Below are 25,418 nucleotides of genomic sequence, written 5' to 3'. Positions count from 1 at the left end.
CGGTCGAGCGTAATCGCGTGCGGCCTGCGACATTCGCGCCGCTAAGCGGGTCGTAAGTCATCTGTAGGTGATCCGTCATCACCTCCTCCTATTCTCGGCGGGCCGCTTGAAGCGAGCATGAGGCGTTTGTCGTCATCCGGATTCGGTGAAGGCGCCTCCTCGGCGGCGGCATTCACGCGTCGAGATGAACGAGCAGGCCATATGACGGATACCGATTCGGGACATGGCGCTGTCGCGACCACCGCTCTGGAAGGAGGACGAGGTGATCAATGACCGCGGGACTTCCAGGCGCAGGTGGGCTGGGCGATTCGTGGTGCTGTGCCTCGTGCTGGGGATCGGCGGTGCCGTCGCCGCCTACCTCGGGATGGCGGCGGCATGGTCGGGCTGCGAGGAGGACCTGGATGCCGGCGGCCGCTTCGCCGTGAACTTCCTGGGCGTCGCCGGCCTGTTCGTGATGCCGACGGTCGGCGTGCTGACCGGAGCGATGGCCGCGGCGTCCCACAGGTGGATCGCTCGTTCCAGGAACCTGCGCCACCTCGGTGACGTCGTGCCCAGCCTGATCACGCTGGCCGGGATCGCCACGCTGCTGATCCTGATCGGGTTGTGGGTGATGTGGGGCGGCCCGGCCGATGGGTCCTGCGATCGGCCGGGGTAGTGACCATGTGTCCGTCCTCTCGCGTCGTATGACGTGCATGGTCCCACTGCGCGGACGGTCACGCGGAGACTTCGGTCTCCCACTGGGAGGGCGGCCGAGTGTCCGCGCGGAGAGCGGCGATCAACCACTCGAAGCTGGGAACGGCCGGCGGCTGCGGCAGCCGGCCGTTGATGATCGAAAGCAGCTGCCAGTACCGCTCTATCCGGGCGTCGACGACCGTCTCGAGTTGCTCCAGCATTCTTGCCCGGTGTGCGGCCGGGGTGTCCGGCGGGACGATGCGATCCAGAACGGCCCTTCCCTGGGCCGAGTCAGGCGCCGTCCCCTCGGCCAGGGCCCGTCCCGCGTGCTCCACGACCGCGTAGTAGTCGGGGCCGAACTCCAGTTCGTCGGCCCCCGCGCCGGCGACCGCCATGGCACGAACCCGGTTGCGGAAGTCCTCGTCCGCGACGAGCTCCCCAAGTTCGATCCACGCGTCGACCTGTTCGGGGGCCGGGTCATCGGGCAGTTCCGCGGGCATCATCCGCATGCTCCGCGCGATGCCCATCGCGGGTGCGTCGGGATCGACGCCCTCGACGACGCTCTGGACGAACTCGTCGATGATCTGCTGCCGTTCCTGCGCGGACAGCCGGGCCAGTCTGTGCATGAGCAGTGTCTCCTCGATCGTGCTCGCTCGTTGGGCGACCGTGCTGAGCACCGCGCGACGCTGCCGCAGGATCCGGATCTCCGCGTCCAGCGCGGCGACCTGCGTGGCCGCCACCTCCGCGACGGTGACGGCCCGGGTCAGCAGCGCCCGTACCACGTCCAGCCCGAGTCCCAGCTCCCGCAGCGTCAGGACGAGATCGAGCCGGGCCACCGCCTCGGCGTCATACAGGCGATATCCCCCGGCGGACCTGCCCGCGGGCGGCACCAGGCCGGCATCCGACCAGAACCGGATCGTCCGTGCCGACACGCCGCACCGATCCGCCAGCTGCCCGATCGTGAACAGTTCCGCGCTCGTGCTCATGAGGACGACTATGCACCTTCCAGCCGCTGGAAACTCAATCTCCCGTTCCCAAAGCCGACGCGACGCGCAACGGAACAACTCGGAATTCGGCGCCTCGACGAGGAACGGCCGCCTGCCGAGGATCGCGACCTGACTCGGGGCGACGACAAAAAACCTCTCGAGAACGCTGCCATGCGGGTGAAAGGATCAAGTCATGCGTTCTGATGTCACACTTCGGCGGCTTGACGAGCAACTACTGCGGCAATTGCTGGACGCGGCGGTCGCGGACGCGGACCCGCTTGAGGTGATGCCGCCCGTGGCGGGCCCGCCGGGATGGACGCCCGAGCGCCGCAGCGCGTTCCTGCGGTTCCACCGGTCGAGGACGTTGGCGGTTCCCCCGGTCGAGACCACGTACGCCATCGTCGTGGGGACGACCGTGGTGGGGGCCGCCCGGTTGTGCCCGGTGGAGGATGCGAAGAGGGCGGCCGAGGCCGGGGTGTGGATCGGACGTTCCCATCGCGGTGCCGGTGTTGGCGGTGCGGTGCTGAAGCAGCTCCTGACCGTCGCGTGTGCGGACGGCCTCGAATCGATCTTTGTGAGCACGACACCGGACAACACGGCCGTCCTAAGGCTTCTCACGACACTCGGCGTGGACCTCGTCCGCGAAGACGACGCGGTTACGGCGTGGGTGAACCTCGACGCTGTCGGGTGAGCCCGGAGCAGGCCAAGGCTCCCGCACCCGCCCCCGCACCCTCAGAAGGCTCGCGTCGGATGGGCCAACCGCTCGGTACCGCCTGAAGCGTTTCGAGAGGCCGCAGGAGGGGCCGGGCGGGACACCCGGTGGCCGATCGGTCGACGCCCACGCCCCGGCGAGGGTCGCCCGGGCGGCCGAGAGAGCTTGCCCGTCCCCGCCCACGGCATCGTTGTACCTACGGCGAGGCGCCCGGCCGCGGCGAGCCGCACAGCTCAGCCGCGGCCCAGGCATGGCCCGCCCACGGGCCGGAGATGTGCACGGCAGGCTCCCGAGCCCGACCGTTCACGGGCGGGAAGCCGGCAGTCCCCAGAACTGCCCGGACAGCCCCACCTCGCGGAAGTACTGAGCCGCCGTCGCCGGTTCCCGGCGGACGTAGCCGTAGTCCATACGGCCTTCGTACCAGCGCGCGGCCAGGTGCCACAGCGTGTCGAGGGTCATGACGTAACCGCGCTCGTTGCCCGTGTCGGCCAGCCACCGGTTCACGCACTCGGGTGAGCAGAAGATCCGCTGGTTGTCGCAGGCGTAGACGACGTCGTCCCAGATCCGCTGCGTGGGCACGAGGAAGTGGGCGACCTGGTCGCCGGGCGGGGGCGCCTGGTTGCTGACGTTCCACGCGTGCGGCCGGTCGCAGCAGCGGCACCTGGTCGCGACCAGGACCCCCTGCTCGACGCCGAGCAGGTGCGGGAGGGCGAACGAGTCCCAGGCGCAGCCGCCCCACCACAGGGTCCGCTCGCCCATCACCGAGAAACCCATCGGGACCGCGGAGAACGGGTGCGCCATGAGGACCCGGTCCTGGTCGTCCAGGACCAGGTGACGCTCCGAAGCCAGCTGCCGCAGCCCCGTCCTGACCTCGTCCTCCGCCATCCCCATCCGCTCGGTCAGGCCGTCCGGGGCGGGGACGCGACCGTCGTCGGCGAAGGCGCGGTAGACGGCCAGCCGAAGCCGTTCCACATCGAAGCCGCCGGTGCGGTCACTCGAGAGGGCGGTCATCGGGCGAGGAACGCGGCCAGGCCGTCGAGGACGCGGGCGACTTCCGTGTCATCGTTGTAGGGGGCCAAGCCGAGCCGCAGCGCGTGCTCGTCATCGAGGTTCAGGCGGCGGAACGGCTCGTAGGCGTAGAAGGACCCGGCAGGAGCCAGGACGTCACGGCCGAGGAGGAACTCGTAGGCGTCCCAGGTCTTGCGTCCGGGAAGGGTGACCAACAGGGTCGGCGTACGGTCGGCGGCACGAGAGTGGACGACGACGTCGGCGCCGAGCGCCGCCAGGCCGTCCTCCAGCAGGCCCCGCAGCCGCAATTCGTGCTCGTCGACGGCGTGCAGCGACGCGCGCAGCCGCTCCCGCCGGGTCGCGCCTCCGCCGGGCGCGATGCCGGCGAGGAAGTCGACGGCGGCGGTGGCGCCGGCGAGGATCTCGTACGGCAGGGTGCCGAGCTCGAAGCGTTCGGGGACGACGTCGGTCGACGGCACCAGCTTGTCCGGGTGCAGGGTCTCCAGCAGCTCGGGGTCGGCGGCCAGGACTCCGCAGTGCGGGCCGAGGAACTTGTACGGGGAGCAGACGAACAGGTCCGCGCCCAGCGCCGGGACGTCCACGAACTGGTGCGCGGTGTAGTGCACGCCGTCGACGTAGACCAACGCGCCGACGGCGTGCGCCGCGTCCGCGATCGTTCTTACCGAAGGCTTGGTGCCGAGCAGGTTCGACGCGGCGGTGACGGCGACCAGCCGGGTCCGCTCGGTGATGGCCGCCTCGACGGACGCGGGGTCGATCTCCGCGGTGGCGGGGTCGATGTCGATCCACCGCACGACGGCACCGGTGGCCTCGGCCGCCCGCACCCAGGGCCGGACGTTGGCGTCGTGGTCGAGCCGGGAGACGACGACCTCGTCACCGGGGCGCCACCGCTTGGCGATCGCGCGGGAGAAGTCGAACGTGAGCTGGGTGGCGCTGCGGCCGTGGACGATTCCGCGGGCGGGAACGCCGAGCAGGTCGGCGTAGGCCTGCCGGAACGCGGCGACCGCGGACTCGGCGTTGACCTCCGACGCGGCGCCGCGGCCGCGGTTCGACAACGGCCCGGTGAGGGTGGCGGTGATCGCGTCGGCGACCGGCCGCGGGGTCTGGGTGCCGCCCGGACCGTCGAAGTGCGCGATCCCGGACGCCAGGGACGGGAACTGCGCCCGCAGCGCCGCGACGTCGAAACCGGTGGATCCAGGGGAGGTCATGCGAGGCTCCGTCAACGGTCGGGCCGCATCGCGGCACATGGTCTCGGTGCTGGTCACCGTAGTCGACACGGCGCCGCGGACCGCGTCCAGGCCCCAACGACAGGGCGCAGCCACCAAGCCGAGCCATTGCCGCCCGCAGAAGCAATGACCGACCGCTGTAAACGCCGCCAACGGCACCGACCGCTCTCCTAAAAACGAGGCTGTGCGCGACGCAACGGAAGTGACCAGCGCGCACGGCGGTCGGGCTCCTTGAACGTGTGCGTGCCAGTGGCAGTGGCCGCACCGCAGTCGGACGCGCACGACCAAGTGGCCTGCCTGGTGAGCGTGGCGGCGGGGTAGAGGAAACGGACGGCGAAGAGGGGGCGGAGGCGGGGACGGCGGGCGTGGCTGTCGGCCTGGATAGTTGTCGGCACGCGGGTATGCGTGGTGCGGTGGGTGGTGTCGAGCGTGTGGCGGTCGGGTTCCTGGGCCGTGTGCGTGGCAGGGGGAATGGCCGCGCCGCAGCGGGTGCGGCACTGCTGAGTGGCCTGCCTGGTGGGGCGTGGCGGCGGGTTGGAGGGAGCGGACGGCGAAGAGGGAGCGGACGCGGTGATGGCGGGGGTGGGTGTCGGCGTGGACGGTGGTCAGCACGCGGATGTGCGTGGCGTGGTGGATGGTGTCGAGTGCGTGTGGCGGTCGGGCTCGTGGGGGGCATGGCTGTGGAGTGTTTGCGCTGCAGCGGTGCGGTGCGCGCGAGTGGTCTGCCTGGTGGGCGTGGCGGCGGGTTGGAGGGAAAGGGACGGTGAAGAGACCGGGGGTGTTGGCGGTGATGGCGAGGGTGGTCGGCACGCGGGTGTGCGTGCCTGGGTGATTGGGAGCGCAGGACGGTTACCAGAAGTAGTACCGACACTGTCTTATCGGGCAAATCGCTGTCTCGTGGCCCGCGGTGCCAGGAAGTGGAAGGCGTGGCGACCTCCTGGTTGCCCGTCGTGGTGGACGCGACGGTGAGGACGACATCGCGTCCGGTGACCTGGCGGAGCCTCGCCCAGCGGCGAGCGGATGGGCGGGGCGGGGCAGGCGCCAGCACCGGCGTCAGGACGGACGGCGCTGAACGTCGCGATCGCAGCGAAGCTCGTCCGCTGGCGTCCACAGCTCCTATGGGCAGCGCATTCGTGGCCACGCTTGCTGGTCATCGTTGAGGTGCTGCACCAGGTCGCCGGGTGCCGCGAGAGTTGGTTTCCAGTGGCTTGTCACAGGAGCGCCCCAAGGCTCACGCACCGGCCACAAACTCCAACCCCCTGGCGACACCACCACGCCAGCGCCCCCGAGATCAACGCGCTGACCGCTTGTCGGGGAGGGATCCGCGCAGGTGCAGGGCTGGGCGAAACGTGCGGCCGCTGGCGTGCTCGATCGGGGGCGGGCCGCTCGACGGCTGTTCTCACGCGGCGCGGACTTGCCAGGGGCGGCGTGACGGAGGCGGGCAGGTATCTGAACTCCGCTCTAAAAATGAGATGCACTGCAAATTTGGGGTTCGTTATGCTCACGCATGGCTGAGGCGCTCGCTGCCGCGCTCCCTGGACGAGTCGTTGCCGCGCGTGATCGCTTTCCTGCCCATGCCGTACGAGAGGAGCAGCCGTGTTCAGGGTGACGATTCGGGGCACGTTCGCCGGGCTGAGTGATGCCGACCGCGCCGCCCTGCGCACCGCAGCCGACTCCTTCGGGGCCGCCTTCACCGAGGCCGGGACCTTCACCTGCGACAGCAGTCTTTCGGCCTTCACCTTCCGTTGCCAGGTGCCTGCGGACCTCGAAGACGGCGATCAGGAGGCCACCCAGCGGGCCATCGCGGCGCTGGACGCACACGGGTACCCGTACCGGATCCTCCGCGTGGCGGTGACGGACATGCGCGACATCAAGATCCGCCGGAAAGGTCGGCGGCGGTGATGACAAGGACCCCGCGTGATGACGAAAGGGCTGACACCGTGGCGACGATCGACCGAAGTGTGGAGCGTGCGGGTGAGGCTATGCAGGCCTACACGCTCTCGGCCGACGGATGGAGAACGAGCCCGAGCGAGAACCTGCAGGTACTGCTGGCGGACCTGATGCACTGGTGTGACGCTACCCAGCACGACTTCGACCGGATTCTCCTCAAGGCTCGCGACCGGTATGAGAAGGAGAAGAACGAACGCTGAGCCGGCCGCCGGTGCGGCAGGTTGCCGCGGACCCGCAGACGTCCAGGTCAGACGGGCCAAACGATCGACTCGTCAGAAAGCGATGGTCGCGGCGGCGTGGGGCAGCTTGGTCGGGCGTACGGCCGGGGGCGGTTCCAACGGTGGGGCCACAGCGGGTGCGGGAGATCGTCGCCGCGTCCGGGGGAGGGACGCGAAGGTGAAGGTGCCCGAGCGGGGGCACGGCGAGGGCGACGACTGACGCGGACGAAAGGCGTGGTGCGAACGGTCAGACGGGATCGGTTCTGGCCGCGCCATGTCCGTGGCCGGGAACAGCAGCTCGGCTGACCGGTGGCGGGTTCAGGGGCAGTAGGTCTTGCGGTAGGGACGTCGAAGATCTGGAGCCGCCACTCGTGTTCGGTCAGCGGGCCCCCGCTGTGCGCAGACGCGGGACGGCTTAGTGCGGCCCCGGGCTCCGGCAGCGGATCCCGTCGCTGGGCCTCGCCGGGCCGTAGCGAGGTTGAGAGCCGCAACGTTGACTGTCGGCGCTCGGATACGCGAGTAGTGGCGGGCGGTCTCTATCCACCGCCGGGCCTCCGCCGAGATTGCGGTGTGCGAACGGTGTGGTGCGCTACTGGCTGGAGAGCGGCCATCGGTGGCGCTGGCTGCCGATCCGGGGGTGCCGTCCGCTGTGCCAGGGCGTGCCAAGGTCCCTTGCCCGCCTGAGCAGCCCGGCTGTCGAAGGGCTGGCGCGTCGTTGGTCGGCTCAGTCCCACCAGAACGTCCATGAGGTGCGTCCGACGAGGGTTTCGGCGTAGCCGATCAGCGTATGGGGGTGGCTGTTCTGCCAGATGTTGTCGGGGCAGAAGGCGAAGTGCTCGGCCGCGACGTGTATCGCCTCCTCCAGGGTGGTCGGCGGGGCCGCGACGCTGAGGTAGAGGTCGGCGAAGCCAGCGCCGACGACGCGGACGCCGAAGCGGTCCTCCCAACTGCGCAGCACGGCAGCGATCTCGCCGGTGTCGTTGGTGTAGTTCACCGGGCCGTTCCATCCGGCGGCGGCCAGGGCGTCCGCGCCCCGATCCGCGGCGATCAGGCCCAGGCGCATGGACGGAAACCGGGACGGCAGGCGGGTCGCGTACTCGCACGCGACCTCATCGGGGTCGGCCGCAAGCCGCATGGCGGGGGCGAGCCCCGGCCAGCGCCGGAACGGGGCGGTGGTGTCATCACAGCGGGCGTAGTCGTCCCACCAGCCGGCGAGCACGGACGCGGGATCGTGAAGGTTCGGCGGAGTGACCCACTCCGGGAAGAGCTCTCCGGACTCCCAGGGCCTGAAATCGTCTTCAACTCCGGGAAGACTACGCAGGGCGCCCAGCAGCAGAGGCCACAGTCCCGACCGGGAATGCTCTGCGTGAAGCTCGGCCCACAATCCGGTAGGAACGGCATCCTCGGTCATCCACAGTCCAGGAGGGCCATCGCCTTCTGCGGTGTTGGCGAGCCGGCCGTCAGGCAATGGGACCGCCAGTGCCCGCGTGCCGGTCCCGTCCTCGAAAAGTTTCGCCAGCTCGGCTGGAAACGGCTGTTCGTCATTCATCCCGGGCACGATAGGGCAGGGCACCGTCAAGACGGCATGTCCTCGCGGCGGGATACGGGTGGTCCAGGTGCTAAGGAGGATTTCCACGTCGGCCTGGCGCGACTGCCGCGCGAGCCCGTTAGATCTGAGGCGACGGGCTGTTCCTTCGGCAAGTAAGGCGCCTTCCGGTCGATTTCCCAATCCCTGCGAACGGGTTACATCCCTAGTACTACGGCGTCGGCGGGCAGTTGGTCCGCAGTGTCGCAGGTCTGTGAAGTCGGTGGTCGTGGCTTGGGTAGGCGGCGTTCGGCCTGGTCCCGGCGGGTGGGGGCGCGTTCCGGCTGGGGCGGCAGATGGCCCTCAATGTCGCGATGGCGTACCTGCACACCGGCGTGACCGCGGCGACGGCATCGGGTTCGGCAACGAGGTCGTTCTGAGCGGAGGGGACTGCCGGATGCCTCAAGAAGAGCGTCATGAAGTCCGTCGAGATGCCGCTGGGGGAGGCATCCGCCAGGGCCGTGGCACAGGGCGTGCGCGGACAGGTGTGTCCGGTCACTCCGGCAGGCCACCGGCACCGGTTCGGTGGTGGGGCGCCTCCTCGGCCCGCGTGACGACGGAACCGGCGCCGTGTGAAAGGTTGCGGCTCCGCATCCTCGATCATGGTGGTATCCCCGCAGCGGGAATGTCTTTACTCGGTCGTCGACTCTCCGGTCGAGGTTGCTCAACTCGGTTGTGCGCCGGCGAGTCGAGAAGGTGGCGAACCCCAATTGAACGGTTAATACGGATTGTGGGAGCAGGATGATGATGGCGCCCGGGTTTCGCTGCGGTTACATGGCCGCATCCGGCCTAGCCGTAGGACCGATAGCCAAGATTTATTAGCATCAACTCCGGTCAGTGGACGGCAGCGGAACCATCCAGTTCCCTGCAATCCGGTCCATGGCGAAGGAGGGCCAGGTTCCTGGGTGGGCGGTAGCACGGCCACGTGCGCGGAATTCGTCGGTGCAATCGCCTGCCCTCGGCGGGACGCCCTTCTTCTGTGCTGACTGCTGATCAGCGCCGATCAGCCGAATCGTTCTGCGGAAGCACAGGTTTTCGCTGTGCCCGCCCGCCCTCAATGGAACGTTCAAGGAAGTCGATCTCGGAGCGCCGACGTTCGTTCCGTTGCCGCCAGGGGTGAGTTTCAGATTCTGAGGAGTGCCACTTGGAATCCGTATCCGGTCAAGCCGATCTTCATCCGGCAGAGGAAGCACCGATCAGTTCGCCGCCGGTTGCGAAACGCGCCGCGGATCGCGGCGCGCAGCCCGGGCGGGCGCGCGATGACGGTCGCCTCCGACGCCGAGCTCCCGCAGATCACCGTGCATCGGCCCAACGGTGCCGAGGAGGGTGCCTTCGTGCAGGCGTGACGGCGGCCATGACCCATGGTCCGCCGCCGTCACCGCAGGGCGGCAAGGGCGCCGCCGGACGCGTCGACTCCTCCGCTCCGTACTGGTCCGGCCGGGTGTCCGCCCCCGTGTCGGGCAATCGCCGCCCGGACCGTCGAGTCCAGGCTCCTGGGTCCGCTCGTAGCACGGAGGTATGGCGTTGTTCCCCTCGTTAATTCGGCGACGAGTCACCTTGCTCGGTGGCCTGGTCGTGTCAGCCGCACCGCTGCTGGTGGCCGGGCCGGGAGTGGTCATGTCCGCCGGTACGGCGTCCGCCTCGGTGGCCGGGCCCGATGCTCCGCCCGAGATCACGATGAGTGTCCACCGGCCCGGGACGGCGCCCGGGCTGCTGTTCGTGGGACCGCAGAATCCCATGGTGGCCACGGCGCGCGGACCCCAGATCGTCGACGACCGCGGGCGGCCGGTGTGGTTCCGCCGGCTTCCCGACGGATACTTCAGCAGCGACTTCCGTGTGCAGACCTACCGGGGCCAGCGGGTGCTGACCTGGTGGGAGGGCACCCAGACCATCCCCGGGACGGGTATCACCAGCGGAGCCGGTTACATCGCCGACTCGCACTACCGCGTCATCGCGAAGGTGGAGGCTCCCAAGGGAGACCCGCCGGGCATGCACGAGTTCCGCCTGACCTCACGCGGCACGGCGCTGGTCACCGCGTATCGCGAGGTGCCGTACGACCTGTCGCCGGTCGGTGGCGCCAAGGACGGCACGGCGCTGGACAGCATCGTCCAGGAGATCGACGTGCAGACCGGTGAGGTGCTGTTGCGCTGGAGCAGCCTCGCCCACGTTCCGCTGACCGAAAGCCTTCTGGAGCCGCCGCCGGGAGCCCACCCGTTCGACTACTTCCACGTCAACTCGGTCGACGTCGACACCGACGGCGACCTGCTGGTCTCCAGCCTGAACACCAGCACCGTGTACAAGATCGACCGCAGCACCGGCCGGATCATCTGGCGGCTCGGTGGCCGCTCCAGCACCTTCCAGTTGGCGGACGGCGCGCGTTTCAACCGGCAGCACGACGCCCGGGCGGTGGGCGGCGACACGATCCGGATCTTCGACAACCAGGGGGAGAACGGCCTGTCCCGCGTGGTGTGGATCAAGCTGGACCACGAACGGCGCCTGGCCTCCCTGGTCCGGCAGATCGTCCACCCGCAGGTGAAGGCGGCCGTGGCGGAGGGCGGCGCCGCCGAGTTGCCCAACGGCAACACCGTCGTCTCCTGGGGCAGCGCCGGCGGCTTCTCCGAGTTCTCCAGGACCGGTGAGCTGCTGCTGGACGCCACGTTCGCCGAGGGCTTCAGCACCTACCGGGCGTACCGGTTCCCATGGCACGGGCGTCCCGCCAAGCCGCCCACCGTGTCGCTGACCGGCTCGGCCGCCCGCGTGGTCTGGAACGGCGCCACCGGCGTCGCCCGCTGGCGGATCCTGGCCGGGTCGTCGCGGACCGATCTGCGGCCGGTGGCTCAGGCGGCGTGGGACGGGTTCGACACCGTCGCCGCACTGCCGTCCGGTGCCGCGTCCGGCACGCGGTTCGTCAAGGCCGAGGCCCTCGACGCCGGCGGCCGCGTGATCGGCGTGTCGGCCGTGACGCCGGCCCAGGCCTCGGGGTCGTAGGGGGGCGCCGTGCCATCGACAAGGATCGTCGACATCTCCTTCTGCGCACCGCCGTTGATGCCGACGGAGGAGTTCGCCAAGCTGTTCGCCACCGACGTCGGCGGCGACGACGTCGCCCGGGTGGTGCGCAACTCGGCCATCGACACCAAGGGAATGGCGGTGAACCCCTTCGCGGAGGACCCGCGATGGTGGCCGACCCGCGAACGGATGGACCGCGGTCTGCTGGAGGCCCGCAGCCTCGCCACGGAGGCGATCGCACTGGCGCTCGGCCGCGCCGGTCTGCGTCCGGACGAGATCGGGTTCCTGGCCACCGTGACCACGACGACTCACTCCGCTCCCGGGCTGGACGCTCTCGCCCCCGCCATGGGGATGCGTGACGACACCGCGACGCTGTCGCTGGGGCCCATGGGGTGTTACGCGGCGCTGCCCGCCCTGTCGGCGTGCCGCGACTGGGTCGAGACCCACCGCAGGCCTGCGGTGCTGCTGGCCGTGGACCTGTTCTCCCCGCACCTGCAGCCTCCCCCGTACGACAAGGAGAAGGCCGTCTGCCTCACCCTGTTCGGCGACGGCGCGGCCGCCGTGGTCCTGACACCGGACGGGGACGGCGCGGACGGCATGGAGATCGTCGACACCCAGCAGCTCACGGTGCCGGCCCATGCCGACGACCTTCAGGTGCATGTCGGGGACCTGGGGATGTACATCCGGCTCGCGCCCACCATGCCGGAGGTCGTCGCCGCGGCCGTGCGCGGGCCCGTCGACGCGCTGCTCGCACGCAACCGTCTCGACGGCGCCGACGTCACCTGGTGGGCGGTGCATCCGGGCGGCCGCCGCATCATCGACCGGGTCGGGGAGGTGTGCGATGTGCCCGAAACGTCCTTGGCGGCGTCCCGCGCGGTCATGAGGGACTACGGCAACACCGCCGCCCCCGCCGTCCTCGGGGTCCTGGAGAACCTGCAGAAGAGCAGGCCCCTCGGGCGAGGGGAACACGGCGTCGCCATGGCCTTCGGTCCCGGAGCCACGGTCTGCGTCATGCTGCTCCGCGGCGCCTGAGGACCCCGCGCGCGAGGCCCGGCAGCGCCCCTGGCGGCCCGTCCCACCGCAGGCCGGGCCGGGACGCGCCGCTCGGACGGCGGCGGGCCCGGCGCCACATCGGCCAATCCAGACTTCAAGGAGTCACCATGCTCGACGTGATCGGCGTTGGATTCGGACGCACCGGAACACTCTCCCTCAAGGCCGCGCTGGAACGGCTCGGCTTCGGCCCCTGCCACCACATGCTGGCCTTGTTCGACGACCCCGGCCAGATCGCGCTGTGGAAGCGGGCCGCCCGGGGCGAGGCGGTGGACTGGACGGAGATCTACAAGAACTACCGGGCGACCGTCGACTGGCCGGGCGCGCGGTTCTGGCGGGAGATCGCCGACGCGTTTCCCGCCGCGAAGGTCATCCTCACCACCCGTGACCCCGAGAGCTGGTACGACAGCGCTCACCGGAGCATCTACGAGGCGGCCATGGCCCCGCTCCCGGAGTCCGGTGTCGACCCAGTGTTCGCCGGCATACGAGAGATGTCCCATGAGGTGGTGTGGGACGGGGTGTTCGGCGGCCGTTTCGCCGACAGGGAGCACGCCGTCCGCACGTTCACCGAGCACAACGAGGCGGTGCGACGCGCGCTGCCCGCCGAGCGGCTGCTGGTCTTCGAGGCTCGCCAGGGATGGGAGCCGCTGTGCGGCTTCCTGGGCGTCGAGGTTCCCGACGAGCCGTTCCCGCACCGCAACGACCAGGGGGCGTTCGCCGAGTTCATCGACGCTCGCCGTGCGGGCAGCGCGGGCGCCGCGGGCATCGCCTAGCGGTCTGCGCGTCACCGCACCACCCGCCGGCCCGGCGCGGCCGCCCGCGGCGTCAGCGAGGCGACCGCGTCCCGGGTGACGGAACGACTGCGGCCCGGCTGTCCTATCGCGAGGACGGCCGGGTCGCTTCCTTTTCGGCTATTGACAGGGCAGTGGCGAACCAACCATGGTGTGTGAACGATCACGTTAACGTTAATGTGATCCAGCCGACATGGAAAGGTTCCCCTCACGCATGAGGACGTTCCGTCCCCCCGCCCGCCTGGCGGGCGCGCTCGCCGCGGCGGCCTGCGCCGCCGCGATGGCCGTGTCCGCCTCGCCCGCGTCCGCCTCACCCGCGTCCGGCGGCGGGCCCGCCGCCGGACGGCCGGCCCACAAGCTCGACCTGCGGATCGCGACCTACAACGTCTGCGGGCACGGCTGCCTGCCGACCAAGGAGATCTGCGTCGCCACCATCGGCCGCGACTGCGCGACCAAGCTCCCGCCGTGGGCGGACGGACGCGCCGCGGCCGTGGCGGACGACATCGTCCGGGCCCGCGCCGGCGTCGTGGTCACCCAGGAGATCGGCAACAACGCCACCCCGACGCAGCCGATCGTGGACGTCGAGTCCTACCGCAAGCCGCTCACCGACGCGATGCGCGCCCGCGGGTACGAGGAGGCCCCCGCCGACTACGCCGGCGCCCGCCACCCGCGGTACGGCTACCCGCTGAAGTCCGGCGCCGGGCGCTACACCTACTACGACGCCCGCCGCTTCTCCCACCTGGACGAACGCGGCCGGGAACTGCCGCACGACCTGCTGTGGCTACCCGACTCCACCGAGATCTACGGCAAGACGATGACGTGGAACACCCTGCGCGACCGTGTCACGGGGATGCGCTTCGTCGTGGTCAACATGCACCTGGAGTACCGCAAGAACGGCGCCACCGACCCCAACGGCTGGACCAAGAACTGGGACCAGGTCCGGTACGCCGACGCGCGCCGCACCGCCGAGTACCTGACCCGCGACAACGCCTACACGCGCAAGCTGCCGGTCGTGTTCGCCGGGGACATGAACTCCGCCTCGCAGGAGGACGGCGCCAGCGCCTACGACGCGTTCGCCGACCTCGGCTACAGCGACGCCCACGACACCGCGCCGGCCAACCGCCGCTACGGGGACGAGTACATGTCGTTCAACGGCGGCAAGATCCCGCTTCCGCAGGGCCCCGACAAGATCGACCACATCTTCGTCAAGGCCGGGACGCCGGTCCGCCAGTGGACCCTCGTCCCGCAGACGACCGCCCAGTCCGGCGCGGCGTGGGACCTGCTGCGCTCGGACCACAACATGGTGCACGCGACCGTCCGGATCGAGGAGCCCGCCCGATGACCGTACCCGCGATCGAACCCGGCGCCCTCGCCGCCGAACTGCGCCTGGCCGACCCGGAGATCTCCCGGTTCAGCCCCCTGCGGCGCATCCTGACCTACGACCAGTTCAACACCGGCACGCACGGCTGGATCGAGCTGCTCGGCAACTACGACGGGTACGGGAACCTCGACACGGTCGACGACCACATGCGCGACTTCCGGCCGCCGCAGCTCAGCTCCTGCAACTTCTTCGACGTGGGGACGCACGGCGCGATGTCGGGCACCTACGCGCTGAAGGTCGCGACCCGTCCCCTCGCGGGGCACACCGCCGTCGCGATCCGGCGGCTGACCATGGCGGGCCGGGGCAAGGTGCAGTTCGAGGCGTACCTGACGTTCAAGACCGAGGCGCACTCGGCGGAGAACCAGGCGGCGACCAAGGCGGGCGCCGGGGAGTGGGACGCGAACCTACACCCGTCCGAGCAGCAGTTCGGCGCGTTCACCATCGCCACCGACATCTGCGACGGCGTCCGCTACCACTGCGTCGCCCGGTACCTGAACACCGGCCTGGACAACGAGCTGCGCCGCGAGTGGGTGTACCCGACGGTGCCGGAGCCGACGCCGCGCGAGCACTTCCAGGGCAAGGTGAAGCTGCCGCCGACCGCCGACTTCACCGCGCCCGACCCGGAGCACTGGAAGCCGTTCGGCGGGCCGCAGGAGCTCTGCTACAACGAGGTGCCGACCAAGGTCAACTGGCACTACGTCCGCTGGGTGATCGACACCAGCACCCGCTCCAACGTGGAGCTGCAGGTCAACGACGTCGTGTACGACATGCGCGACGTGCCGGTGCCGCCGTACGACGAGGAGTACGGCTCGCTGGAGAACCTGCTCAACTTCTACGTCTCGGTCAGGACGCACACCGACGTGCGCAACTTCCTGTACCTGGACTCGGTACTGATCTCGGTGGACTGGTGAGGAGCCCGACCAACATGCGCGAGTCGTTCACCGCCGTCCTGGAACGCGCCCGCACCCTGTCGGGCGAGTTCGCGACCGAGCCGTACGAGGCGGCCTGGGCCGCCGAGGCGCGCTGGTTCGTCCGGACGCTGGAACGCACCCACCCCGGCGCCCGGCTGCGCGTCACGACGCAGATCTCCCCGGACGGGCTGCACTGGTGCGACCTCGAGCCCGCCCGCGAGGTCACCGACGACCTGGAAAGCTGGGCCTCCACCAATTTCGGCGGCTGGCTGCGGCTGAAGGGCACGGTCGAGTCCGACGCCGGAACCGCCGGCGACGCCGAAGGCGCCGACACCCCCGGCGTCAAGGTGCTCATCTATCTCGCGCTGAAGAGCTAGCGCGCCCGAGCGGAGCTGAGAGGAGGCGGCATGGAGCTGGGAAGGCGCGAGTTCCTCGCCCTGACCGGGCTGGCGGCGTCCGCCGTCGCGCTGGGCGGATGCGCCCGGGCGGGCGCGGCCGCGCCGGACGGGTCGCTGCGCGCCGCGTTCGGGCAGCCGGTCACCGACCTGGACCCCTACAACGCGGGCACGGCGGTGGACGAGGCGTCGCTGATCGTCAAGCGGCTGGTGTTCGACACCCTGGTCCGCCGCGACGGGGACCGGCTCGTCCCGGGCCTCGCCGCGTCGTGGAAACGCGTCGGCGACACGACCTGGGTGTTCCAGTTGCGGCAGGGCGTGCGGTTCCACGACGGCGGCGCGGTCACCGCGCGCGACGTCGTGGCCTGCCTGGAACGCACCAAGGCCGTGAAGTCGGCCCAGAGCGCGCTGTGGGCGACGGTCAAGTCCGCCAGGGCGGACGGCGACCACACGGTCACGTTCGAGACCGACGGGCCGATGGCGACGCTGCCGGTCAACCTGACCCTGCTGTTCATCGTCCCGGCGCGGCTCGTCGCCGACCCCGCCCAGAAACGCCGGCCGATCGGCTCGGGGCCGTTCCGGGTCACCGGGTTCACCCCCTCGACCAACGTCGAGCTGGCCCGGTTCGACGGGTACTGGGGCGGCCCCGCCGCGCTGCCGGGCATCTCCATGCCGTTCATCGCCGAGACCTCCAGCGCGATCACGGCGCTGCGCAACGGCGACGTGGACCTGCTGTGGCCGGTCCCCTCCGACCAGCTCGGCGAGGTCCGCGGGCACCGCGGCGTCCGGGTCGCCGCGGTGCCGAGCTGGACCTACTACCTGACCTGGTTCAACTGCGGGCGCAAGCCGTTCACCGACCCCCGGGTGCGGCGCGCGATGATCCAGGCGCTGGACCTGGAGGAGATCGTCGGGAAGCTCTTCGGGGCGGGCGCCGAGCGGATGCGTGCCCCGATCCCGTCCACCGTGTTCGGGTTCGCCGAGCAGCCGCCGTACCCCCACGACCCCGGCGCCGCCCGCAGGGCGCTGCGGGACGCGGGCCTGCCGGACGGCTTCACCACCACCATGATGTGGTTCGACGCGACCGGCCCGCTCGCCCGCGAGCTGGCCCAGTCGATGATCTCGGCGTGGGACGAGATCGGCGTGACCGTCACGCCGCAGAGCATCGAGAAGGCCCAGTGGCTGCAGCGCCTCAACGCCCTCGACTGGGACATGGAACTGCAGACCAACACGGTGACGACCGGCGACGCCGCCTTCACCCTCGGCCGCCTGTACACCTCCAAGGCCAACCGGATGGGCTACAAGAACCCCGCGCTCGACAAGGTCCTCGCGGCGGCGGGGGCCGAGCAGGACACCGCGGCCCGGGCGCGGCTGTACGCCGAGGCCTGCAAGACCATCTGGTCGGACGCGGTGGGGATCTTCCCGGCCGCGCTCACCACGGCGTACGGGCTGCGGTCGGACCTCACCGGCTTCACGCCCGCGGCGAACAACCAGCCGGACCTGTCCGCGGTCCGCAGAGGGTGATGCCATGAACCACGCCGGAACCGCCGCACCCGGGAGGACGCCATGACGCCGCGCCGCAGGGCCACCCTGCGCGACATCGCCGCCGCGCTCGACCTGTCGGTCAACACCGTGTCCCGCGCCCTGGCCGGCAAGGACGCGGTGAGCGAGGAGACCCGTGAACGGGTGCGGCGCGAGGCCGACCGGCTCGGCTACGTGCCGAACACGATGGCCCGGTCCCTGGTGCTGCAGAACGCGATGACGATCGGGCTGGTCATCACCAACCCGTCCAACCCGTTCTACGCGCGGCTGATCAGCGCGATCGAGGCGCGCGGACGCGTGCACGGCTACTCGCTGATGCTGATGGTCACCGAGGACAGCGTCGACAACGAACGGCGCGTCGCCGAGGAGCTCATGCGCTGGGGCGTGGACGGCGTCCTGGCCGTCCCGGTGCAGCACGGCACCGAGCACTGGGAGCGGCTCGGCAAGTCCGGCACCCCCGTCGTGCTGCTCAACCGCGACCTGCCCGGCCTGGACGCCGACCTGGTCGGCGTCGACTACCGCGACAGCGCCCGGCGCGCCACCGAACTGCTGGTGGCCGCCGGCGCCCGCGACCTGTACCTGGTCGAGGAGGACCTGGACATCTCCCCGGTCGCCGAGCGCGTCCGCGGGTTCCGGGACGTGCTGGCCGAGCACGGTCTCACGGTCGGCGACGACCACCTGATCAAGGTGCCCACGCGGCGCCGCGAGGCCAGCTCCCAGCCCTGGGACCCGATCGACTCCTACGCGATCGGCCGCGACCTCGCCCGGCGGGTCGGGCCCGGCAGCGCCGTCCTGGCCGGCAACGACTACTTCGCGCTCGGGCTGTACCGGGCGTTCGGCGAGCACGGGTTGCGCATCCCGGGTGACGTCGCGGTCGTCGGCCACGGCGACCATCCCTTCGCCGCCTACCTCGCCCCTCCGCTGACCACCGTGCGGCTGCCCGCCGCGCAGGTCGGCGCCACCGCCGTGGACCGGCTCCTCGAACTGATGGCGCGCCCTGGCGCCCGGGCGGAACGGGACGTCTCCGGCTCGCCCCGCCAGATCCTGCTGCCCGCCGAGGTCGTCGTCCGCGCTTCCACCCCGGAGGTGCCCTGATGGGCCGGTTCCTGCTCCACCGCGCCGGGCAGGCGATCGTCGTCGCCCTCGGCGCGATCAGCCTGGTGTTCGTGGTCGTGCGGGTGGTGCCCGGCGACCCGGCCACCCTCATCCTCGGCCCGGACGCCAGCGCCGACCAGATCGCGTCGGTGCGCGCCGACTTCGGCCTCGACCAGCCGCTGTGGCGGCAGTACCTGACGCACATGGGGGAGGTGCTGCACGGCGACTTCGGCGACTCGTGGCGGCTCGGCGGCGGCGCCATGGCCGCGACGCTGGACCGGTTCCCCGCCACGCTCGCGCTCGCGGCGCTCGCGCTGCTGATCACCATCGCGGTCGGGTTCCCGCTCGGCATGGCGTGCGCCCGCCGTCCCGGCAGGATCGCCGACCTGCTGGTGTCCACCGGCTCGCTGGCCGGGCAGGCGCTGCCGTCCTTCTGGGTCGGCATCGTGCTGATCCTGGTGTTCGCGCGCTGGCTGAACTGGCTGCCCAGCACCGCCGGCGGCGGCGCCCTGGCGGTGATCCTGCCGTCGGTGACGCTCGCGCTTCCGTTCGTCGGCTGGCTGGCCCGGCTGGTGCGCAACGGCGCCCTGGAGGAGAGCGCCAAGGACTACGTCCGCACCGCCCGCGCCAAGGGCACCGGCGAGACCGCCGTCATGTACGTGCACGTCGCCCGCAACATCGCGCTGCCCGTCGTCACCGTGCTCGGGCTGCTGATGGGCAACTTCATCGCCAACGCCGTCATCGTCGAGGTCGTGTTCTCCTGGCCGGGCATCGGGTCGCTGATGGTGGACGCCATCACCAACCGCGACTACGCGGTGGTCGAGGCCGCGATCGTGACGATCACCGTCTCCTACATCGCGCTGAACCTCCTGGTCGACGTGCTGTGCGTCGCACTGGACCCGCGCCTCACCCCCGAGAACGCATAGGGGATCGTCCATGAGCACCATCGCACCCGCCCCCGCGGTTCCCGCCGCGGCGACCGCCCCGGGCGACTCGGCGCGCCGCCGCCTGCCCGTGACCGCCTGGATCGGCCTGGCCGTCCTGGCCCTGTTCGTCCTCGCCGCGATCGTCGGCCCCCTGCTGCGGCCCTACGACCCGGTCGCCACCGACCTGCCGCACCGCCTGCTGGCGCCCGGCTCACGCCTCGGCGACGGCTCCGTCGCCTGGCTCGGCACCGACCAGGTCGGCCGCGACATGCTCGCGACGCTGCTGGCCGGAAGCCGCGTCTCGCTGATCGTCGCGCTCGCCACCGTCCTCATCGGCGGCGCCATCGGGCTCGTCGCGGGCCTGGCCGCCGGCTACTTCGGCGGCTGGACCGACACCGTGCTGTCGCGGATCGGCGACATTCAGCTCGCCTTCCCCTCGATCCTGCTGGCCATCCTGATCGCCGGGGTGCTCGGCCCCAGCATCACCAACGTCGTCATCACCCTCGCGGTGACCCGCTGGGTCATCTTCGCCCGCGTCGTGCGCGCCTCGGCGCTGGCCACCCGCCACCTGGAGTTCGTGGACTCCGCCCGCGTCCTCGGCGCGGGCCACCTGCGCATCCTCGTCCGGCACGTGCTGCCGAACTGCTGGCAGCCGCTGCTGGTCGCCGCGACCGTGCAGATCGGCCTGACCATGGTCGCCGAGGCGTCCCTGAGCTTCCTCGGCCTCGGCATCCCGCCGGACGTCGCGTCGTGGGGCGCGACGGTCTCGGCGGGCCGCGACTACCTCGGCTCCGCCTGGTGGATCTCCACCGTGCCCGCGCTCGCGCTCGCCGCCGTGGTGACCGGCGTCGGCGTCGTCGGCGACGCGTTCCGCGACCTGGCCGACCCGCGCGCCCAGCTCTGAGAGGCACCCCATGACCATCTCCGCCACCCACCCCGCCCCGGACTCGCCCCCGGACCCCGCCGGCGAGCCCGCCGCCGAACTGCGCGACGTCCACATCGGATTCCGCTCCGGACGGCACGTCACCCCCGTCGTGCGGGGCATCTCCCTCACCCTGCGCCGCGGACGCGTGCTCGCCCTGGTCGGCGAGTCCGGCAGCGGCAAGAGCCTGACCTCGCTCGCCCTGATCGGGCTGCTGCCGCCCGGCGCCGAGATCACCGCCGGCACCGTCCTGCTCGGCGGCGAGGACACCGGCGGGTTCTCCGCCCGCCGCTGGCGCGAGGCCCGCGGCGACCAGGTCGCCATGGTCTTCCAGGACCCGATGGCCGCGCTCAACCCCGGCTTCCCCGTCGGCTGGCAGATCGCCGAGCCGTTCCGGCGCCGGCTCGGCCTCGGCCGCGGGCAGGCCCGCGAGCGGGCCGTCGCGCTGATGCGCGAGGTCGGCATCGCCGACGCGGCGGCGCGCTTCGGCGACCATCCGCACGAGTTCTCCGGCGGCATGCGGCAGCGCGCCGTGATCGCGATGGCGCTGGCGCTCGGCCCGTCCGTGCTGCTGGCCGACGAGCCGACGACCGCGCTGGACGTCACCGTCCAGGCGCAGATCCTGCAACTGCTCGCGCGGCGGCAGCGCGAGGACGACCTCGCCACCCTCCTCGTCTCGCACGACCTCGGCGTCGTCGCACGGCTCGCCCAGGACGTCGCGGTCATGTACGCGGGCCGGATCGTCGAGCAGGGCCCGCTGGACGCCGTCTACACCCGGCCCGCGCACCCGTACACGCTCGGCCTCCTGGAGGCGATGCCGGAGGCCGCCGGCGCGCAGCCGGGCACCCGGCTCAAGCCGATCCCCGGCCTGCCGCCCGACCCGCGCCGCCCGCCCGGCGGCTGCGCGTTCCACCCGCGCTGCCCGTTCGCGACCGACGTCTGCCGCACCGAGGACCCGCCGCTCGTGGCGACCGACGGCGGCCGCGCCGTCGCCTGCCACCACTCCGACCAGGTGACCGCCGCGTCGCCCGCCGCCCCCGCCCCGGCCACCGCCACCCCGCCGACTCCGCCGACCCCGCCGACTCCGCCGACCGAGGAGACCGCATGACCGTCACCGCGCCCGACACCGACGTGGTCCTCAGGGTCAGCGGCCTGGAGGCCGGATACGAACGGCCCGGACGGCACGGATTCGGCCGCAGCCGCGTGCCCGTCGTCGCCGGGATCGACCTGACCGTCAGGGCGGGCCGCACCCTCGGCATCGTCGGCGAGTCCGGCTGCGGCAAGTCCACGCTCGCGCGCGCGATCGTGGGACTGCGGCCGCCCTTCGCCGGGACGATCGAGTTCGCCGGGTCCGACCTGGCCGCCGCGCCGCCCCGGCGGCGCCGTCGCCTCAGCCGCGACCTGCAGATGGTGTTCCAGGACCCCTACACCTCGCTGAACCCCCGGATGACGGTCGCCGCCGTCATCGCCGAAGGCTGGAGCGTGCACCCGGGCATCGTCCCCCGCGACCGGCGCGACGCCGAGGTCGCGCGGCTGCTGGACCTGGTGGGGCTGCGGCCCGAGCACGGCTCCCGGCACCTGCACGAACTGTCGGGCGGCCAGTGCCAGCGCGTCGCCATCGCCCGGGCCCTGGCGCTGCGACCCCGGCTCATCGTGTGCGACGAGGCGGTGTCCGCACTGGACGTGTCGGTCCGCGCGCAGATCCTCAACCTGCTCGCCGACCTGCAGTCCAAGCTCGGCGTGGCGTACCTGTTCATCTCCCACGACCTGGACGTCGTCCGGCACATCTCCCACGACGTCGCGGTCATGTACCTGGGCACCGTCGTGGAGTACGGCACCGCCGCCGACGTCTTCGGCGACCCGCAGCACCCGTACACGCGTGCGCTGCTGTCGGCGGCTCCGTCCGTCCACGACCGGCCCGGCAGCGCCGCGGACGACATCGTCCTCACCGGCGAGGTGCCCTCCCCGGCCGCGCCGCCGAGCGGATGCAGGTTCCGCACCCGCTGCTACATGGCCTCCGACGTCTGCGCGGCGGAAGTGCCGGCCCTGACCGTCCGGGACGGCCTTCCCCAGTCGGTCGCCTGCCACTTCGCGGACTCCTCCGGCTCCACGGCACCACCGCCCGGACGCTGACCGGACGCGCGGCAGGCGACCAGGTCATCCCTGCTGGACGGCGGGTTGTCCGGCCTCGGCGTCGCCCTCGGTCCGAGGGGTCGCCGTCAGGGTCTTCGGCGCGGCCGGTTCGGGCATGGTGCGGAACAGCAGCCAGCTCAGGGCGGGCATGAGGATCAGCGGGATCAGCGCCGTCTGCAGGGAGGTCGCGTCGGCCAGGCGGCCGATGACGGGGCTGGCGAGACCACCGACGCTGACCGTCAGCCCGAGGGTGACCCCGCTGGCCGTGCCGACACGCGTGGGGAGGTAGTCCTGGGCGAGGGTGACCTGCAGTGAGAACGGGACGTACAGGCCCATGGAGGTCAGCGCCACGAACAGGTAGATCGCCGGCCCCGGGACGAACACCACGCCCGCTACGGCGGCGACCGTGGTCAGATACGCCATGCGAACCACGGCGACCCGGCTCCACCGGTCGGCCAGGCGGCTGCCCAGCACCGTGCCCACGGCACCGCCGAGGTAGAGGACGAAGAGCGCGGCGGTGCCCGCCGCCGTGCCGCCGTCCGTCTGCTGCCGGGCGTGGAACGAGACGAAAGTGCTCAGGCCGACGAAGACCACCGACCGGCAGACCACGGCCAGCGACAGCTTGACGAAGGAGGCCCTGTCGTCGGTTCCCTTCGGGACCGCGGTGTCATGGCCGGGCCGCGCCGTCTTCCCCAGGGCGCGCAGGACGGGCAGACACAGCACGCTGCCCGCGAGGGCCGGCACCACCAGCAGCGGTGACAGCCGAAGACCGCCGGTGGCGATGACGGCGGTGACCATGAGGGGCGCGACCGCGAAACCGATGTTGCCGCCGAGAGAGAACCAGCCCATCGCCGTATGGCTGCCCCGGCTGGCGAGACGCGCGACCCGGGCCGACTCGGGATGGTAGGCCGCGACCCCGATCCCGGAGACCGCCACGAACGCCAGCGTCAGCGCGTACGATCCGCTGAGCCCGCTCAGGGCGATCCCGAGCCCGCCGAGAATCGTGCTCACCCACAGCAGCCAGGGCATGGCCCACCGGTCGGTGAGCGCGCCGAACAACGGCTGCGCCACCGAGGACAGCAGGGACGCGGCGAGCACGATGCCCGAGGCCGCGGCGTAGGTGTAGGCGCGCTCGGCGACGAAGAACGGGACGAGCGAGGCCACGGCGCCCTGGTAGACGTCCACGCAGGCATGGCCGACCGACAGCAGGATGATGGGTTTGTTCCTCGGCATTGCGCCATGGTCGCCGCTGGGGTGGTTGTCGCGCTTTCGATAAGCTGCCAACCAATGACGAAAGTCCGCCACATGCCGGTCGCGCCGACCCGCAGCCAATGGCTGGCGTCCGGAGCCGGCATCGACGCGCACCGCCACGACGACCACCAGATCGTCTACGCCGGCCGCGGAGTGGTGGCCGTCACGACCGGTGCGGGCTCGTGGATCGCGCCGGCCACCCGCGCCGTCTGGGTGCCGGCCGGCACGGTGCACGCGCACCAGGCCCACGGCGAACTCGAACTGCACCTGGTCGGCCTGCCCGCGGCCGACAACCCGCTCGGCCTGGACGAGCCGACCGTGCTGTCCGTCGGTCCACTGCTGCGCGAGCTGATCCTCGCCTACACCCGCGACCCGCACGACAACAGCCCCGAACACGAGCGTCTACGGGCCGTACTGCTCGACCAGTTGCGCGCCTCGCCTCAGCAGCCGCTGTACCTGCCCACCCCCACCGCCCCGCAGCTCCGGGAGCTGTGCGAGATCCTGCGAAACGACCCGGCCGACAACCGCACCCTGGCCGCACTGGGCGAGCAGGTCGGCGCGAGCAGCCGGACGCTGTCGCGCCTCTTCAGGTCCGACCTCGGCATGACCTTTCCGCAGTGGCGCACCCAACTGCGCCTCTACCACGCTCTGATCCTGCTGGCAGAGAACACCCCCGTGACCGCCGTGGCACACGCGTGCGGCTGGTCGTCCGCCAGCGCCTTCATCGACGTCTTCCGCCGCACGTTCGGATGCACGCCAGGAGCGCACCGAGCATCCGACCAAAGGCCCGCACCGTAAACCGAACCTTGCCGGCCGGCGGCGGCAGCCCTTCGCCCAAGCGGAAGCGCCGAGCCCCGATGCCCGCACCCACGAGACACCGCGTGCTCGGTGTACACGTGCGTTCGGGCACCCGCACCCGCACCACCTGCGGCGCCGTCGTGCCGTCCGTCGCCGCGACCAACGGCCGATCCGACCGCCCCGCCCCCGGCAACACCCCCACCGGAACGGCGGGCCGGTGCGGAGCGCCACTCCCACTGGGCGTCGCCGTGTCGACGGCGACCATGACGGCCGTCAAGCGGATCTCGGAGCCTCTGGTTTTCCTGGGGCGGGCGACACTCCGCTCGCATTGCGTCAGGCGGTGCGTTGGGGCGTTGGGGCGTTGGGGCCGCACGAAACGGGACTCTGCGCGTGGTCGGAGCGCGCCAGGTGGCAAGGCGTCCAAGCCGCGCCGTCCAACAGACAGAACACGCGTGCGCTCAATCACTCACCGAGTGGACGGCCTCCCCAGAACTGGTCGGGGACTGCAGCGGCTGATTCTGACGCGCTGGAATCGGGGACCGGTCGCAGTGCGCTCGCCCGGTCAGCGCCCGCACCGCGAATGAACGCCCTGTCAACCCCGAAGCCTGTCGATCGGGTCAAGAACGGGGTGAAGATCCATACTGGCTAACTGCGCCGGGTCGCCGTCCGCGATCCCGGCCGCCAGCACCCCACGACAACACCGACAGGGCACTGGTCCACAGACAGTTCCGCCGACGCGATCCTGACCAAACACGAGGTCTCGATGCCGAGCTGAGGGTCGCCTCCCCTCGTCGGGTTGACGTCCTGTAAAAGCGCCGGACGCTGACGGCTTTGCCGCCGCCTCG

At 71.3% G+C, this 25,418-nt stretch carries 22 protein-coding genes; 17 read left to right on the top strand and 5 right to left on the bottom strand.

Features of this window, described 5'->3' with window-relative positions; all coding sequences use genetic code 11:
• Positions 1-223: 223 nt before the first annotated feature.
• Complete coding sequence (locus tag ABD811_RS02335; RefSeq protein ID WP_344939887.1) at positions 224-655, top strand: hypothetical protein; 432 nt, start codon at positions 224-226, stop codon at positions 653-655.
• A gap of 58 nt (positions 656-713) precedes the next feature.
• Here the strand turns inward: ABD811_RS02335 and ABD811_RS02330 are convergent, their stop codons facing one another.
• Positions 714-1,658, bottom strand: a complete 945-nt coding sequence (locus tag ABD811_RS02330) for a helix-turn-helix domain-containing protein (protein ID WP_344939884.1) — start codon at positions 1,656-1,658, stop codon at positions 714-716.
• Between the two features lie 193 nt (positions 1,659-1,851).
• On the opposite strand from ABD811_RS02330, the gene ABD811_RS02325 reads away from it, so the two are divergent.
• On the top strand, positions 1,852-2,349 hold the full coding sequence (locus ABD811_RS02325) for a GNAT family N-acetyltransferase (protein WP_344939882.1): 498 nt from the start codon (positions 1,852-1,854) through the stop codon (positions 2,347-2,349).
• 324 nt (positions 2,350-2,673) lie between these two features.
• Here the strand turns inward: ABD811_RS02325 and merB are convergent, their stop codons facing one another.
• Together merB and ABD811_RS02315 are read right to left on the bottom strand one after the other, a co-directional pair.
• Positions 2,674-3,381 carry an organomercurial lyase gene (gene merB / locus ABD811_RS02320; RefSeq protein ID WP_344939879.1) on the bottom strand — a complete coding sequence of 236 codons (708 nt, stop codon included), beginning with the start codon at positions 3,379-3,381 and terminating at the stop codon, positions 2,674-2,676.
• Positions 3,378-4,604 (bottom strand): cysteine desulfurase-like protein, encoded by a 1,227-nt coding sequence (locus tag ABD811_RS02315; RefSeq protein WP_344939876.1) that lies wholly within the window; start codon positions 4,602-4,604, stop codon positions 3,378-3,380. Before ABD811_RS02315 ends, merB begins: the two co-directional genes overlap by 4 nt.
• A gap of 1,614 nt (positions 4,605-6,218) precedes the next feature.
• On the opposite strand from ABD811_RS02315, the gene ABD811_RS02310 reads away from it, so the two are divergent.
• Together ABD811_RS02310 and ABD811_RS02305 are read left to right on the top strand one after the other, a co-directional pair.
• Positions 6,219-6,524, top strand: coding sequence for a DUF6204 family protein (locus tag ABD811_RS02310; RefSeq protein WP_344939873.1), 306 nt, complete (start codon positions 6,219-6,221; stop codon positions 6,522-6,524).
• Positions 6,525-6,562: 38 nt separating this feature from the next.
• Entirely contained in the window at positions 6,563-6,772 is a 210-nt protein-coding gene (locus tag ABD811_RS02305) for a hypothetical protein (RefSeq protein WP_344939871.1), read from the top strand.
• Positions 6,773-7,514: 742 nt separating this feature from the next.
• Here the strand turns inward: ABD811_RS02305 and ABD811_RS02300 are convergent.
• The gene (locus tag ABD811_RS02300) at positions 7,515-8,339 is read right to left on the bottom strand and encodes a DUF4253 domain-containing protein (RefSeq protein ID WP_344939867.1); all 825 of its coding nucleotides are present in this window, start codon (positions 8,337-8,339) and stop codon (positions 7,515-7,517) included.
• A gap of 1,611 nt (positions 8,340-9,950) precedes the next feature.
• On the opposite strand from ABD811_RS02300, the gene ABD811_RS02295 reads away from it, so the two are divergent.
• From ABD811_RS02295 to ABD811_RS02240, 12 genes are all read left to right on the top strand, one after another.
• Positions 9,951-11,363: an arylsulfotransferase family protein gene (locus ABD811_RS02295; protein ID WP_344939864.1), complete on the top strand. Its 1,413-nt coding sequence runs from the start codon at positions 9,951-9,953 to the stop codon at positions 11,361-11,363.
• A 9-nt stretch (positions 11,364-11,372) separates the two neighbouring features.
• Positions 11,373-12,413, top strand: a complete 1,041-nt coding sequence (locus ABD811_RS02290) for a type III polyketide synthase (RefSeq protein WP_344939862.1) — start codon at positions 11,373-11,375, stop codon at positions 12,411-12,413.
• Positions 12,414-12,541: 128 nt separating this feature from the next.
• Entirely contained in the window at positions 12,542-13,204 is a 663-nt protein-coding gene (locus ABD811_RS02285; protein WP_344939859.1) for a sulfotransferase family protein, read from the top strand.
• 232 nt (positions 13,205-13,436) lie between these two features.
• Positions 13,437-14,564, top strand: a complete 1,128-nt coding sequence (locus ABD811_RS02280) for an endonuclease/exonuclease/phosphatase family protein (RefSeq protein ID WP_344939858.1) — start codon at positions 13,437-13,439, stop codon at positions 14,562-14,564.
• Complete coding sequence (locus ABD811_RS02275; RefSeq protein ID WP_344939855.1) at positions 14,561-15,514, top strand: DUF6772 family protein; 954 nt, start codon at positions 14,561-14,563, stop codon at positions 15,512-15,514. The genes ABD811_RS02280 and ABD811_RS02275 overlap by 4 nt, the downstream gene beginning before the upstream one ends.
• 14 nt (positions 15,515-15,528) lie before the next feature.
• The gene (locus tag ABD811_RS02270) at positions 15,529-15,891 is read left to right on the top strand and encodes a hypothetical protein (protein WP_344939853.1); all 363 of its coding nucleotides are present in this window, start codon (positions 15,529-15,531) and stop codon (positions 15,889-15,891) included.
• 30 nt (positions 15,892-15,921) lie between these two features.
• Complete coding sequence (locus tag ABD811_RS02265) at positions 15,922-17,430, top strand: ABC transporter substrate-binding protein (protein ID WP_344939850.1); 1,509 nt, start codon at positions 15,922-15,924, stop codon at positions 17,428-17,430.
• A gap of 42 nt (positions 17,431-17,472) precedes the next feature.
• Positions 17,473-18,543, top strand: coding sequence for a LacI family DNA-binding transcriptional regulator (locus ABD811_RS02260; protein ID WP_344939848.1), 1,071 nt, complete (start codon positions 17,473-17,475; stop codon positions 18,541-18,543).
• Entirely contained in the window at positions 18,543-19,469 is a 927-nt protein-coding gene (locus ABD811_RS02255; RefSeq protein WP_344939846.1) for an ABC transporter permease, read from the top strand. Before ABD811_RS02260 ends, ABD811_RS02255 begins: the two co-directional genes overlap by 1 nt.
• Before the next feature lie 10 nt (positions 19,470-19,479).
• Positions 19,480-20,373 (top strand): ABC transporter permease, encoded by an 894-nt coding sequence (locus tag ABD811_RS02250; RefSeq protein ID WP_344939844.1) that lies wholly within the window; start codon positions 19,480-19,482, stop codon positions 20,371-20,373.
• Positions 20,374-20,383: 10 nt separating this feature from the next.
• Positions 20,384-21,499, top strand: a complete 1,116-nt coding sequence (locus ABD811_RS02245) for an ABC transporter ATP-binding protein (protein ID WP_344939841.1) — start codon at positions 20,384-20,386, stop codon at positions 21,497-21,499.
• Positions 21,496-22,524 (top strand): ABC transporter ATP-binding protein, encoded by a 1,029-nt coding sequence (locus ABD811_RS02240; protein ID WP_344939838.1) that lies wholly within the window; start codon positions 21,496-21,498, stop codon positions 22,522-22,524. The genes ABD811_RS02245 and ABD811_RS02240 overlap by 4 nt, the downstream gene beginning before the upstream one ends.
• A gap of 24 nt (positions 22,525-22,548) precedes the next feature.
• On the opposite strand, the gene ABD811_RS02235 is transcribed toward ABD811_RS02240, so the two are convergent.
• Positions 22,549-23,757, bottom strand: a complete 1,209-nt coding sequence (locus ABD811_RS02235; protein ID WP_344939835.1) for an MFS transporter — start codon at positions 23,755-23,757, stop codon at positions 22,549-22,551.
• Between the two features lie 54 nt (positions 23,758-23,811).
• Here ABD811_RS02235 and ABD811_RS02230 point away from each other — a divergent pair, with 54 nt between their 5' ends.
• On the top strand, positions 23,812-24,573 hold the full coding sequence (locus ABD811_RS02230) for a helix-turn-helix transcriptional regulator (protein ID WP_344939833.1): 762 nt from the start codon (positions 23,812-23,814) through the stop codon (positions 24,571-24,573).
• Positions 24,574-25,418 lie beyond the last annotated feature (845 nt).

The organism is Actinomadura miaoliensis (assembly GCF_039536785.1).
In the GTDB taxonomy this organism is placed as follows: Bacteria; Actinomycetota; Actinomycetes; order Streptosporangiales; family Streptosporangiaceae; genus Spirillospora; species Spirillospora miaoliensis.
Note: the sequence above shows the minus strand (reverse complement) of the source record. Positions and strands in the feature narration are given on the sequence as shown.